The 12681-nt window shown below is 60.9% G+C and carries 12 protein-coding genes; 3 read left to right on the top strand and 9 right to left on the bottom strand.

Annotated elements, in window-relative coordinates:
* Nucleotides 1-12: 12 nt before the first annotated feature.
* Together CO583_RS04805 and CO583_RS04800 are read right to left on the bottom strand one after the other, a co-directional pair.
* Complete coding sequence (locus CO583_RS04805; RefSeq protein ID WP_248630836.1) at nt 13-1539, bottom strand: HAMP domain-containing sensor histidine kinase; 1527 nt, start codon at nt 1537-1539, stop codon at nt 13-15.
* Nucleotides 1540-1550: 11 nt separating this feature from the next.
* Nucleotides 1551-2237: a response regulator transcription factor gene (locus tag CO583_RS04800; RefSeq protein ID WP_043558662.1), complete on the bottom strand. Its 687-nt coding sequence runs from the start codon at nt 2235-2237 to the stop codon at nt 1551-1553.
* Nucleotides 2238-2402: 165 nt separating this feature from the next.
* Between CO583_RS04800 and CO583_RS04795 the strand changes: the two genes are divergently transcribed.
* Nucleotides 2403-3452: an NADP(H)-dependent aldo-keto reductase gene (locus CO583_RS04795; RefSeq protein ID WP_043558659.1), complete on the top strand. Its 1050-nt coding sequence runs from the start codon at nt 2403-2405 to the stop codon at nt 3450-3452.
* Nucleotides 3453-3511: 59 nt separating this feature from the next.
* Here CO583_RS04795 and CO583_RS04790 read toward each other — a convergent pair whose 3' ends face one another.
* The 6 genes from CO583_RS04790 to ybaK all read right to left on the bottom strand — a co-directional run bounded on the left by CO583_RS04790 (nt 3512) and on the right by ybaK (nt 10805).
* Nucleotides 3512-4255: a cytochrome c1 gene (locus CO583_RS04790; protein WP_248630837.1), complete on the bottom strand. Its 744-nt coding sequence runs from the start codon at nt 4253-4255 to the stop codon at nt 3512-3514.
* On the bottom strand, nt 4252-5445 hold the full coding sequence (locus CO583_RS04785) for a cytochrome b N-terminal domain-containing protein (RefSeq protein WP_248630838.1): 1194 nt from the start codon (nt 5443-5445) through the stop codon (nt 4252-4254). Before CO583_RS04785 ends, CO583_RS04790 begins: the two co-directional genes overlap by 4 nt.
* A 15-nt stretch (nt 5446-5460) precedes the next feature.
* Nucleotides 5461-6132, bottom strand: a complete 672-nt coding sequence (gene petA / locus CO583_RS04780) for a ubiquinol-cytochrome c reductase iron-sulfur subunit (protein ID WP_249103199.1) — start codon at nt 6130-6132, stop codon at nt 5461-5463.
* A gap of 112 nt (nt 6133-6244) precedes the next feature.
* Nucleotides 6245-9559 carry an efflux RND transporter permease subunit gene (locus CO583_RS04775; RefSeq protein WP_249090106.1) on the bottom strand — a complete coding sequence of 1105 codons (3315 nt, stop codon included), beginning with the start codon at nt 9557-9559 and terminating at the stop codon, nt 6245-6247.
* Nucleotides 9560-9712: 153 nt separating this feature from the next.
* Complete coding sequence (locus tag CO583_RS04770) at nt 9713-10168, bottom strand: hypothetical protein (protein WP_248630840.1); 456 nt, start codon at nt 10166-10168, stop codon at nt 9713-9715.
* Between the two features lie 154 nt (nt 10169-10322).
* Entirely contained in the window at nt 10323-10805 is a 483-nt protein-coding gene (gene ybaK, locus CO583_RS04765) for a Cys-tRNA(Pro) deacylase (protein ID WP_043558642.1), read from the bottom strand.
* A gap of 201 nt (nt 10806-11006) precedes the next feature.
* On the opposite strand from ybaK, the gene CO583_RS04760 reads away from it, so the two are divergent.
* Together CO583_RS04760 and alkB are read left to right on the top strand one after the other, a co-directional pair.
* Nucleotides 11007-11303, top strand: coding sequence for a putative quinol monooxygenase (locus tag CO583_RS04760; protein WP_248630841.1), 297 nt, complete (start codon nt 11007-11009; stop codon nt 11301-11303).
* A gap of 21 nt (nt 11304-11324) precedes the next feature.
* Nucleotides 11325-11999, top strand: coding sequence for a DNA oxidative demethylase AlkB (alkB, locus tag CO583_RS04755; protein WP_249103232.1), 675 nt, complete (start codon nt 11325-11327; stop codon nt 11997-11999).
* Here the strand turns inward: alkB and CO583_RS04750 are convergent.
* Nucleotides 11968-12651 carry a hypothetical protein gene (locus CO583_RS04750; protein ID WP_248460316.1) on the bottom strand — a complete coding sequence of 228 codons (684 nt, stop codon included), beginning with the start codon at nt 12649-12651 and terminating at the stop codon, nt 11968-11970. The genes alkB and CO583_RS04750 overlap by 32 nt on opposite strands.
* Nucleotides 12652-12681: the final 30 nt, after the last annotated feature.

Below are 12681 nucleotides of genomic sequence, written 5' to 3'. Positions count from 1 at the left end.
CGGGACGGTGTCTCATGGTGTGGTTTCCGCCGGAGTGGTGCTTCTGCCGGTCCGTTCTGCTTCTGGCAGAAGGGGCAGGAAGAGTGTGACTTTCAGGCCGGGATTGGCCTGGGTAAGGGTCAGACGGCCATGATGCAGGCTGGTGACGGCCTGTACCAGAGAGAGGCCAAGGCCGGAGCCTGGCGTGTTGCGGGCGCTTTCAGCCCGGAAGAAGCGCTCGTGGGCGCGCAGTATGTCGGCATCATTCATTCCCGGCCCCTGATCCCGGACGCTGATCTCGAGTCCCTGTGGTTTTTTCTCCGCGCCGCTGCCCGGGGCTGTTCCGGCCATGACGGGATGGGCGCTGAGGGTCAGCATACTGTTTGGTGGGGAGAATTTTATGGCATTGTCCAGCAGGTTGGCCAGTGCCTGCTGGAGCATTCTTTCATCACCAAACAGGGAGGGCAGAGGGGTGACATCCAGTGCCAGGCTCAGCCCGGCATCCTCTGCCGAGGCTTCGTAGAGTTCAGCCATGTTGGACAGGAGCTGGTTGAGGTTGACGGTCGTGAAGGCCGAGCGGCGTGCTCCTGCTTCTATCTGGGCGATCCGAAGGAGGGCCTCGAAGATGCCGGTAATGTGGTCCAGGTCCCCGATGGCTCTGTCCACGGCCGTGCGCAGTTCATCGGGTGAGGTGGCAGAGAAGAAAGCTTCTTCCAGCTGGTTGCGGGCCCGGGTTATGGGGGTGCGCAGGTCATGCGCAATGGCGTTGGAGACCTGGCGGACGCCCTCCATCAGCCGGTTGATCCTGTCCAGCATGGTATTGACCGTTTCGGCGACGAGATCGGTTTCACTGCCTGTCAGGGCGATGCGGTGGTTGAGGTCGCCATTGGCTACGGCAGAGGCTGTACGGGCGATGGAGCCAACCATGCGGCGGAAGAGGTCCCGTACCACCAGGGCGCCGCCCACGGCCAGCAGGGAGATCATGACGGCACACCAGATGAGCGTGCGGGTGATGACAGTGCTGAGGAGGGTGCGGCCCCGTATGTCGTGCCCGACAATCAGCTTGAAGCCATGCGGCAGGGTATAGGCCTTGAACTGGGCAGGCGTCGTGAAGGTGTAGCGGCGGATGGTCAGCTCGTAAAAGTGGTTCATCTTTTTGACGGCCACCGGCCAGCCCGGCAGGTTGCCCGCCATTCGCCGCCCATGGCGGTCTATCAGCAGATAGAGGGCGTCATCATCAATGTTCTGTTCCAGCCTGTCATTGATGGCCTCACTCAGGGCGGGGGCTCCGCCGTGCCCCCAGCGGTGCCTGAGTTCCTGCGCATCCGTCTCGATGAAGGCACGGACATGGTCGTTCAGCAGGTTTGTGCTGCTCCACCAGATGAAGGAGAGAAACAGCGTGGCCGAAATGAGAAACAGGACACCATAGCCCAGAGCAAAATTGATGCCCGCCGAGCGGATGGGCCAGCGCCGTTTTCCGTTCCGGTTGTGGAGGAGAGGGAGTCGGAACAGGTGGCGGCGGGACAGACGGCGGTATAGGGGTGTCCTTTCCTCTGCCATGGTGTTGGCTGTCAGTCCTGCGTGGGGCGAAGGATATAGCCTGCATTGCGGACCGTGTGGATGATGGCCGTCTCAAACGGCTTGTCCACTTTCTGGCGCAGGCGGGAGACATGGACATCAATCACGTTCGTCTGCGGGTCGAAGTGATAGTCCCAGACTTTCTCCAGCAGCATCGTCCGGGTGACAACCTGCCCCGCATGGCGGACGAGAAACTCCAGAAGGCGGAATTCACGGGGCTGGAGATCGATTTTCTGCCCATCACGGCGGACTTCGCGGGAGAGGAGGTCCAGCGTCAGGTCGCCTACGGTCAGGGATGTTTCCGGGGCGGATTCATTGTGGCCCCGGCGCCCCAGGGCTTCCACACGGGCCAGAAGCTCGGAGAAGGCGAAAGGCTTCGTGACATAATCATCCCCGCCGGCCCGCAGCCCATCCACCCTGTCATCCACGTCGGAAAGAGCGGAGAGCAGCAGCACGGGGGTGTTGTTCTTCTGGCCACGCAGGGTTTCAAGGATGTTCAGCCCGTCAATGCCACCGGGGAGCATCCTGTCGAGGATGATGATGTCGTATTTCTCGCCAATGGCCAGATACAGCCCATCCTTGCCGTTGTCGGCCTGGTCCACGTTATGGCCAGCTTCTTTCAGCCCCTTGAGGACAAAGGAGCGGACAGTCGGATCATCCTCAACCAGTAGAATACGCATTGGTCCTGCCTGTTTTCCTGATATGCTGCGTGGTGTATCGTTGTGGGGCAGGATAGCGGCAAGCCGGGGCAAAAGGGAAGCAGGCCCTTGCCTGGTGGTCGGGCCCTACATTACGGGCATGTCAGGATGCCCGCCATATAGTGACCATGACAGGAAGGAATGCCCATGCAGTACAGAACACTGGGACGGACTGGCCTGAAGGTGAGTGAGCTCTGCCTTGGCACCATGACGTTCGGCCAGCAGAATACCGAGGCAGAGGGTCATGCCCAGCTCGATATGGCGCTTGAACATGGCGTAAATTTCATCGACACGGCTGAACTTTATTCGATTCCACCGCGTGCGGAGACGCAGGGTTCGACCGAGCGGATCGTGGGAAGCTGGCTGAAGGCCCGTGGCAACCGGGACAAGGTCATCCTTGCCAGCAAGGTTGTTGGACGCAGCCAGAATGACTGGTTTCGCCCCGATGGTGAAAAGCCACGTCTGACACCGGCACAGATACGTTATGCCATTGATGAGTCCCTGAAGCGGCTGAACACTGATTATCTGGACCTTTACCAGCTGCACTGGCCGGACCGGGTGGTGAACATCTTTGGTGAGGGCGGCACGACCTTCCGCACGCTCTCCGATGCTGATGAGGTACCGATTGCCGAGACACTGGGCGCTCTGGGTGAGCTGGTGAAGGAAGGCAAGGTCCGTCATGTCGGTCTCTCCAATGAGACCGCCTGGGGCGTGTCCGAGTTCCTGCGTGTTTCCCGGGAGGAAAAGCAGCCTCGCATTGCTTCCATCCAGAATGCCTACAATCTGCTGAACCGGACCTATGAGATCGGTCTGGCCGAGATGGGTCTGCGGGAAGATGTCGGCCTGCTGGCCTATTCCCCTCTGGCGCAGGGCTATCTGACCGGCAAATATCTGGATGGTGCCCGCCCGCCGGGAGCCCGGACGACCCTGTTCAACCGGGGCCAGCGTTATGAAAAGCCGGGTGTGGATGATGCCATCCGGGCCTATCAGGCTCTGGCGAAGGAATCCGGGCTTGATTTCGCCCAGATGGCCATTGCGTTCGTCACGTCACGCCCGTTCGTGACATCCAACATCATCGGTGCCACGACGATGGAACAGCTTGAGACGGCTCTGACCTCCATTCAGGTGGAGATCACGCCGGAGCTGGAAGAGAAGATCAACGCCATCCACCAGCTGAACGCCAACCCGGCTCCCTGAGGCCGGATGTCGTTCCGAGGTTGGCCCCGTCCCGGTTTCTGGGGCGGGGCTTTTCCGTTTCAGGCTTCTTTTTTCAGCAGCCGCCAGAGCGCAAGCAGTATTCCGCCCAGCAGGGCGAGATAGAGCAGGACGGCCGTGCCGATGAAATGGCGGGTGCTGCGGTGGGAATCATCAGCCCACTGGAGAAAGGCCGTCACGTCGCTGGCCATCCGGGGAATGGTGGCCTGTGTACCGTCCGGGAAGGCGATCATGCCCTCATGCAGTGGGGGGCGCATCTTGAACCTGTGATGATGCGTCAGGGCGATGGGGTTGTAATAGGTATTCGGTGCCAGGGTGACGCCGGGCGGAACGGGGCGGTAACCTGCCAGCATCTGGCGGATATAGTCCGGGCCGCCCCGGATGGTGCGGGCAATGTGGGAGAGGTCCGGTGGATAGTCCCCGCCATTATTGGCCTTGCCTACAGCCACACTGGGATAGGGGGAGGCGATGGGGCTTTCCAGCCCGGCATGACGCTGCTGTGCCCAGTGTTGCAGGGCCGTGACGGAGGGCTGGAGGTCAATCATGTCCCCATAATGGGCACGCTCCATGCTGTGGCAGGAGCTGCATACCTGCTGGAAGATCATCAGTCCCCGTTCTTCCGGGCGCATGGTGGTTGGCGGGACTGTCGCAGGGGTCGCCACCTGCGCAGCGGCAGGGGCCTGTGTTGGGGCAGGGTCATCCGCTCTGGCCGTGGCGGGGAGATGGGCCAGGGACAGGGCGGCCAGAAAAACCATGCCCGTTGGGCGGAGGCATGAACGCATCATGGTGCATCTCCCTGTGTGGAGGCGTCACTGGCTCGTCGTTCCCTGTAGGCTGCCAGAGGGAGCAGCCCCAGAAAGGTGAGGAACCAGACCAGCATGGCGCCCCGGCTGAGCCAGACCCAGAGGGGGGTAGCTCTGTTCATTCCTGCCAGAATGAGGATGATGAAGGCGATGAAGAACAGTCCCAGCCCCATCCGGGCCAGCGGGCGGTAGGTAGCGTTATGGCGGGGGGACTGGTCCAGCCAGGGCAGGATGAAGAGGAGAAGCAGGCTGGTGGCTGCTGCAATCAGCCCCCCCAGACGGGAAGGGACAGCCCGCAGCATGGCAAACCACGGGGCCAGATACCATTCCGGTGTGATGTCTGTCGGTGTTTTGAGGGGATTGGCTGGGATGATGTTGTCCAGTTTGCCCAGCAGCCCCGGCAGGAAAAAGATCAGCCCGGCAAACAGGGCCAGAAACACGCAGACGGCCAGACAGTCCTTCACCACATAAAATGGAGCAAAGGGGCGGGTCGTGCGGTCCGGGTGGGGGCTGTCCAGCGTGGGGTTGCTGGAGCCTGTACCATGCAGGCAGAGTATATGGAGCCCGACCACCGCAGCGATGATGAAGCCAAGGGTGAAATGCAGGATGAAGAAGCGGTGCAGGGCCACACCGCCCAGCGTGTCTTCTCCCAGAAGATAGACGAGCAGCCCGTGACCGATGCCGGGTATGGCCTCCACGGCATGGGTGATGACGGTGGCCCCCCAATAGGACATCTGCCCCCATGGCAGGACATAACCTGCAAAGGCGGTCGTCATGAACAGAAGCATCAGGAACAGGCCGGAGAGCCAGACAAGTTCCCGTGGGGCTTTGTAAGACCCGTACCAGAGGCCTCGGCCGACATGGAGATAGAGCGCAGCAAAGAGCAGGCTGACCCCGCCTGTATGGATGCTGCGGATGAGCCAGCCGGAGGGGACCCGCCGTTCCATGGCTTCCACACTGTCGAAAGCCTGGGCGAGATCGGGTTGGTAATGCAGGGAGAGGAACAGACCGCTTACGACCATCAGCCCGAAAGCAACCATCAGACAGGCACCAAGTGTCCAGAGCAGATTGACCGGCGGCATGGGGAAGCGGGTCATGTGCTGGCAGAAAGGCCGCAGGAAGGGCAGGCGGGAGTCGAGCCAGCTTCTGGTCGGGTGTGTGTTGTCGTTCATCGTGTGGACCGTCCCTCAGAGCTGCTGGATGCTGTTCATGCCGTAATGGGGTGAGAGAAGGCTTTCTCCCAGCCTGATTGTATGGTCATCCACGAAATGGAGTGGGGGAACCGGGAGATTGTAGGGGGCGGGCATGTTGCGAAGGACCCGGCCAGCTCCATCAAACTGCGACCCATGGCAGGGGCAGAAGAATCCGCCAGAGGCGGGCAGGCTGGTGATGTTCTGATAGTCCGGTACGCAGCCCAGATGGGTGCAGATGGTGACATACACGCCATAGTCGGGCCGGAGGGACCGGTGGGCATTTTCAGCCTCACGGGGCTGCTGCCGGATGCGGGATTGCGGGTCCAGCAGCTGGGCGAGCAGGGCGGGGTCCTCCAGCGCACGGATCATCTCTGGTGTGCGGCGCTGGATGGCAACGGGCATCCCCTGCCAGACGACGATCTTGTGCGCACCGGGCTCCAGGTCCTGTACGGAAATATCCAGGACCGTTTCTTCCTGTGTGCTGGCAGCAGAGCTTGCCCGGGTGCGGCGGAGACTGTCCAGAAAGGGTGCGGCCAGCGTACAGGCCCCGGCCCCTCCCAGCGCCACGGACCCAGCCGTCAGGACCGTGCGGCGTGTCGGGCGGGGCAGGAGGGACTTTTCATCAAGGGATGGATGGGGCGTGCTGGCATCATGGTTCCGGGTCATGGGCGGGCGTTCTCCTCAGGCCCTTTTTATAGAAAGAGCCGCAGCGCGGTGCAATTGGCCCGTGGAGGGTCCGGCTGACCGTTTTTTCCTGTCGGGTTCATAAGGGGCAGGCTTACAGGGCGGCCCGGACCCGCCTCATCAGGGACAGACTGTGGTGTTTCAGCTTTTCCATCAGCAGATAGACAGCTGGTGTGGTGTAGAAGGTGAGCAGCTGGCTGATGGCCATGCCGCCCAGAATGGCCACGCCCAGAGGGCGGCGCAGTTCGCAGCCATACCCCTGGCTAATCAGCAGCGGGATACCGCCGAGGGCTGCGGCCAGTGTTGTCATAAGGATGGGGCGGAAGCGGGTGACAGAGGCATGGCGGATGGTCTCCTCGGCTGTCATGTCTGGATGATGGTGGTGGATGTGCAGGGCAAAGTCGATCACCAGGATGGCATTCTTCTTCACGAGGCCCGTCAGCAGGATGACGCCGATGATGGCCACAAGGCTGAACTGCTCACCGGAGGCCCACAGCCCCAGCACGCCCCCCACGCCAGCGGACGGCAGGGTGGAAAGGATGGTGATGGGGTGGAGGAGACTTTCGTAGAGAACGCCGAGGGCAATGTACATGATGGTGATGGCTGCCAGGAAGGCCAGCAGGGCATTGAGCATGAGGTCCGTCGTTTCTCCGGTTGTCCCCGTGAACTCCCCATGAATGCTGTCTGAAGCATGAAGGTTCACCAGTGCCCTGTGTATCAGCGAGATGGCATCATCATAGCTGGTGCCTTCGGCCAGATCGAAGGAGAGTGTCGTGGCATAATAGCCATTATGGTGGGTGATGCTGAGCGGCATGGGCGTTTTGACAATGCTGGCAACATTATCCAGCGGGATCATCGTTTCCTGGGATGAGGAGACGGCGGCCCCGTTCGAGCTGTTGCCCGAGAGCTTGTTGGCCAGGGAGTTGGTGACGGAATCCCGGGAGAGGGAGGCCTGGGTACTGAGCGTGCCTTTGGTCCTGACCCGGATGAGGTTGGAGGCAATGCCCCCTGCTGCCGTACCAGCCGAGGTGGACAGCCAGAGATGGTGCAGTGTGTTGGAATATTCCCGGAACGGTTCCGCCACCACCATGACCACCCGGTGATTGGTCAGGGGAAGGTGGATGGTGGAGACGATGCTCTGCCCGTAGGCATCGAAGAGCGCATTCTGCACGAGCTGGGGCGTGATGTTGTAGCGGGCTTCCAGGTCACGGTGGATGAGGACATTGGCAAAAAAGCTCAGATCCTCTGCATCGGTGGAGAGGTTGCGGAACTTCCCGCTGGCCCGCAGCTGGGCCAGCAGGGGAGGCATGGTGGCGTAAAGGGGGCCGTTGCTGTCGCTCTGGAGAACATAACGGTAATTGCCCGTGGTGTTGCTGTCGCCCCCTCCCTGGCGGCCATTGTTCAGAGCCCAGAAAAAGGCCTCCGCCCCGGCCTGCTGGGGAATGGCCTTGCGTAGCCGGGCCAGGATGACGGGGATGCTGTCACGCACGCTCTTGTCCTTGAGCGTGACGAAGATGCGCCCCGTATGGCTCGTGCGGTTGAAGGTCACGACGGTCTGCACGGCCGGGTCTTTCTGGATGATGCTTTCCACCTGATGCATCCGGCGTGTCAGGGCCTTGAAGGAGAGGCTTGGTTCGCCATTGATGCTGCCCTGAAGAATGGCAAGGTCCATGGAGGGTATGGCCGTCTTGGGCATGAGAATGATGATGCCGACCATGAGCAGGAAGCTCCCCGGCAGGGTCAGCCCGATGATGATGGGGTGGCGGAGGCTCCAGTGCATTGAACGGTCATAGAGCGACGTCAGGTGGTAAAGTCCCGTTTCCACGGCGCGGACAGTCCTCATGGCACCATAGAGAAGCCAGGAGACAGGGTCTGCCAGGGGAGAATAGCGGGGCCTTTCGGGAATGGCCGGCGTGCTGCCTGCTGGTTCTATCGTCAGGAAATGGGCGCAGAGCATGGGCGTCAGGGTCAGGGACAGGACCATGGAGATGGCAATGGTCGCAGCCATTGTCAGCGCAAATTCATGAAGGGCCGAACCAAGCGTACCGGGGATGCAGAGCAGCGGGATGAAAACGGCGATGAGGGACAGGCTGATGGAGATGATGGTGAAGGCGATCTCGGAGGTGCCGACGATGCTGGCCTGATAGCGGTTCATCCCGTTTTCCATGTGGCGGGCAATGTTCTCCAGCACGACAATGGCATCATCAATGACAAACCCGACTGCAATGGTCAGAGCCATGAGGGAAAGGATGTTCAGCGAGAAATTGAACCACGCCATGGCTGTCAGCGTCCCCGAGAGAGCGACAGGGATGGTGATGGCCGGGATGAGCGTGCTGGCCATGTGGCGGAAGAAGAGGGCAATGACCAGCACGACCAGAAAGATGGAAATGACCAGTGTCTGTTTGGCATCTGCCAGCGAGGCCCGGATGGTCAGGGACAGGTCCAGGCCGGTGCGGAGTTCCGCACTGGCAGGCAGGGCCTGCTGGAGCCGGGGAAGACGCCTGACGATGTCGTTGACAATCTCCACCGCATTGGCGTGTGGCTGGGGGATGACAGCGATTGTGATGGCTGTTTTCCCGTTCAGTGTACTGTTCTGGTACACGTCCTGCACGTCATCCCGTACGGTGGCGATGTCTTTGAGGTAGATGGGATTTTTCCCGTTGCGGTAGGCCACGATGAGGTCCCTGTAATGGGCGGCCTCGGTAGCCTGGTCATTCGTCTGGAGCTGGATGCGCTGGTTGCCCGACGTGATGAAGCCCTTTGGCGTGAAGGCATTGGCCGAGGCCAGCGCCGCCCGGACATCCTCGGGGTTCAGCCCCCAGCGGTAGAGAGGATAGGGGTTCAGTTCGACCCGGACAGCCGGGTTGGAGGCCCCGAACAGCTCGACACGCCCCACACCGGCTATCTGTGCCAGTATGGGGCGGACCCTTATGGTGGCGAGGTCATAAAGCTGTGCCCTGGGGAGCTGGTCTGATGTCAGATGGAGCAGATAGATCGGTTTGTCGCCATCCAGCTTGAAGGCCTGCGGGTCTGCTTCCAGCGTGCTGGTGGGCAGGTCGCTTCGGGCGGCATGGAGGGCTGCCTGCACATCCCGCAGGGCGCCATTGATGTTGCGGGATGAGGAAAAATCCAGAAAGATGGACGTCTGCCCTCTGGTCGTGACGGATTCCAGCGTCTGGATGTCTGCAATGGTCGCCAGCCGCCGCTCCAGTGGAGTGGAGACGGAGGTGGCCATCTGCTGCGGGTCCGACCCCGGCTGGTTGGCGATCACCATGATGGAGGTCGCCGTCATGTCCGGCATGGTGGAAATGGGCAGGAAAGGCAGGGCAATCATGCCGGACAGAAAGATGGCGAGTGCCAGAAGTGTTGTCGCCACGGGGCGGTCAATGAAAAGACGACAGAAGACCATCCCTGACTATTAACTCTTTCTTATCGTGTTATTGCAGAACCTGTGCCTCCATAGAGATATTATCCCACTCAAATCAACCAGTTTTTACTGGTTATTCAAGCAATACCAGTTTGGGAAGAAAAGGTTAAAATCCTCCCCTTTCGTCTGGCCTGCTCAGGGTGTCACGGGCTGGGGCTGTGCTGGAACATAGCCATAGCCCTGTACGTATGTGGTCGTCTGGGCGACATATCCCTGACCGGGCTGAAAATGGGTGTAGCCGGGCACGGGGTAGGGGTAGCCGGGTACAGGCGGAGGAGCCGCAGGCTGCTGGATGACAATGACATTCGTGCTCTGTGGTGGCGGTGGCGGCGGGGCATAGCTCGGGGCCATGTAGGGCATGGCGTAGCCACCACCGTAATAGCCGCCTCCGCCATAGCCGTTGAAGACACGGTCAACCACGTTGTACCCCACACCGGACCCTACGCCGAAGCCAAGCCCCCGGGCGAAGCTGTGGCCGAAACTGTGGTGATGGTGTGCCTCGGCTGGCGTGATGGCCAGACCGCAGGCCAGAGCTGCCAGAGCAAGGCCTGCGGCTGCCCGCTTCATCAGTAGTCCGGAGACATGGATCATCTTGCGTTTCCTTGTACCAGTTCTGTCAGGCTGCCTGCCTGTCCAGCCTCTCTCATGTGGGGCTGTCCGCATGGGAAGATACAGGAGCAGGGTGATAAAATGTTAGTGAAATCACTGTCATGAAATGGTCATGTCTGTGGGGGGTGAAGACCGGTCATTCGGCAATGCTGGCAAAAATCCCCTGCGTCACCATCTGCACATCCTGGGGTGTCAGGCAGGCCAGAAATCCCCGGTCCCCGGCATTGATCCAGATTGTCCTGTGTTTCTGTGCGCTGCGGTCGATGACGGTGGGCAGGGTTTCACGGGAGCCGAAAGGCGTTGTTCCACCCGAGACGAATCCCGTGCGGTCATGGGCCTCATCGGGCTGCATCATCTTGGCATTCCGGCCACCCAGAGCCGCTGCCAGTGCCTTGAAGTTGACCCGTCTGTCCACCGGGATGACTGCAAAAGCGGGCTGCTTCCTGTCGATCTTGACGGCAAGGGTTTTGAAGACGGCGGAAGGCTCTGCCCCAATGGCGCTGGCGGCCTGCTCGCCGATATGGCCTTTCTGTGGGGCATAGTCGTAGCGGCATGTCCTGTATGAAATGGCGGCACTGTCGAGAAACCGGGTGGCGGCGGTATCCTGCCTGTCTGTCATGGGGTGTCTCCTGTTGGATATGCAGGGGTGGATGAGGCTCCAGTCAGGAAACCTTGCGACTCTTCGTCTGGCAAGCCGTCATGATACAGCCCTGCCCTGCTTTGGCCTCACGGCCGGGATGGTTGCGTCTGGTCCGGTTGCGGGCCATTCTGCCAGAAGGGTGGGTCGGTCTTCATCCATCCGTCATGCAGGAGACGTTCCATGTGCGGACCACTTGTCGTTCTGGCAGAATTCGAGGCCAGAGAAGATACTCTGGAGGCATTCCTTGAAGTCTGCCGTCATGATGCGGCCCGTTCCAGGGCTGATGAGCCGGGCTGTCTGGAATTTACCATTCAGTGCAGTGAGGATGATCCCATGCTTGTTGTGCTGCACGAGGTGTATGAGAGCCGGGCTGCCTTCCGGGCGCATGAGGCTGCTCCGCATTTTGCCGTTTTTTCCAGAGCGTTGCAGGATATGAAGATTGTCACGAGGCAGATACGGTTCTTTCATCGGCAATGAGAGGGGAGTGACTGGCCCTTGATGGATGATCTTTTCCCGGAGACCCGGGAGCAGCTTGTCCTGTCGCCCGGGGCGGTTCTGCTGGGTGGCTTTGCCCGTGCGGAGGCGCAGGCGCTGCTTCAGGCTGTGGAATCCATCAGCCAGAAGGCTCCTTTCCGTCATTACAGGACGGCTGGTGGAGGGGTGATGGCAGCGGGCATGACGGCCTGTGGTCCATATGGTTGGGTGAGTGACGGGCAGGGCTACCGTTACATGCAGACCGACCCGCTGACGGGCCAGCCCTGGCCGGCCATGCCTGCCCTTTTTGCAGATATGGCAGGGCGTGCTGCACGGGCGGCAGGTTACGAGGGGTTTGTCCCACAATGCGGGCTTGTCAATCGGTATGCCGTCGGAGCGGGAATGGGGCTGCATCAGGATCGTGACGAACGCACCATGCAGGCCCCCGTCGTTTCGGTCTCGCTGGGGCTTTCAGCCCTGTTCCTGTGGGGTGGTGCCCTGCGGGGTTCCCCCTGCCGCAAGGTGCCGCTGCATCATGGGGATGTGGTGGTCTGGGGTGGCCCAAGCCGATATCATTTTCACGGTGTGGCACCGATACGGGCCGCACCAGCCGTCGCCGGGCTGGACTGTCGGTACAACCTTACCTTCCGGGTGGTGGACCGCCCCTTCAGCGGGACGGGGCTACATTATCCAGATTGATGAGGCTTGTTGCAGGCTGGAACCGCCGGGGAGAATGGGCGGCCTTGTCCATGTTGTTTTCTTCTGCCGTTACGGGGGGCACGTGTGTAAAGCTCAGCTTTACCGTGACGGCCCGGTTGTGCAGGAAGACATTCCCGACTGTTTCATCCTGTGCCCGGCTGATGCCATGGGCAGGCTGGGTCCCCCGCCATGGAACGATGAGACGGGATGACCAGGCGTCTTCACTGGACACGGCATCAGGCTGGTCGGTCTGCTCATCCGAGAAATAGGGCGTCAGCTGGCTGTCGGAGAAACAGGCATGGCCCATGTAGGCAGCTACGGCCTCCCGGTAGGGGCGGGCGCCATGATGGCGGGGCATGTAAAATCCGTTCCATCTGGAGTCGTATCGGCACGCCTTGGCCCGCCAGAGATCGTCCTGCCCTTTTTCCATGCTGCACTGCACACGGACATGCAGCGAGTCGTCACTGCCTGTGGAGGCATAGGTGAGAGGTGTACTGGCCAGCGTCTGGCAGGGAAGGGTGGGAATGAGAAGAGCCGGTGCTGCAGGGCGCTTGTCCACAGGGAGAGGATCACCCGGTTCTGCCCGGGCGGTGGACACGACCGCCATCATGGAGGCGGCAAGCAGAAGAGCGGGCATGTGATGGAGTGTCATGAGGCAAGGATACCGCAGCACGGGGAGAAA

It is taken from the genome of Parasaccharibacter sp. TMW2.1882, from assembly GCF_023337635.1.
Classification (GTDB): Bacteria; Pseudomonadota; Alphaproteobacteria; order Acetobacterales; family Acetobacteraceae; genus Bombella; species Bombella apis.
The sequence above is the reverse complement of the archived record's forward strand: the minus strand, read 5'-3'. Positions and strand labels throughout refer to the sequence as shown.

Excerpts from the sequence above, each read along its gene's own strand:
- CO583_RS04805 (WP_248630836.1), bottom strand. The coding sequence starts at position 1,539 with ATGGCAGAGGAAAGGACACCCCTATACCGCCGTCTGTCCCGCCGCCAC.
- CO583_RS04800 (WP_043558662.1), bottom strand. The coding sequence starts at position 2,237 with ATGCGTATTCTACTGGTTGAGGATGATCCGACTGTCCGCTCCTTTGTC.
- CO583_RS04795 (WP_043558659.1), top strand. The coding sequence starts at position 2,403 with ATGCAGTACAGAACACTGGGACGGACTGGCCTGAAGGTGAGTGAGCTC.
- CO583_RS04790 (WP_248630837.1), bottom strand. The coding sequence starts at position 4,255 with ATGATGCGTTCATGCCTCCGCCCAACGGGCATGGTTTTTCTGGCCGCC.
- CO583_RS04785 (WP_248630838.1), bottom strand. The coding sequence starts at position 5,445 with ATGAACGACAACACACACCCGACCAGAAGCTGGCTCGACTCCCGCCTG.
- petA (WP_249103199.1), bottom strand. The coding sequence starts at position 6,132 with ATGACCCGGAACCATGATGCCAGCACGCCCCATCCATCCCTTGATGAA.
- CO583_RS04775 (WP_249090106.1), bottom strand. The coding sequence starts at position 9,559 with ATGGTCTTCTGTCGTCTTTTCATTGACCGCCCCGTGGCGACAACACTT.
- CO583_RS04770 (WP_248630840.1), bottom strand. The coding sequence starts at position 10,168 with ATGATCCATGTCTCCGGACTACTGATGAAGCGGGCAGCCGCAGGCCTT.
- ybaK (WP_043558642.1), bottom strand. The coding sequence starts at position 10,805 with ATGACAGACAGGCAGGATACCGCCGCCACCCGGTTTCTCGACAGTGCC.
- CO583_RS04760 (WP_248630841.1), top strand. The coding sequence starts at position 11,007 with ATGTGCGGACCACTTGTCGTTCTGGCAGAATTCGAGGCCAGAGAAGAT.
- alkB (WP_249103232.1), top strand. The coding sequence starts at position 11,325 with ATGGATGATCTTTTCCCGGAGACCCGGGAGCAGCTTGTCCTGTCGCCC.
- CO583_RS04750 (WP_248460316.1), bottom strand. The coding sequence starts at position 12,651 with ATGACACTCCATCACATGCCCGCTCTTCTGCTTGCCGCCTCCATGATG.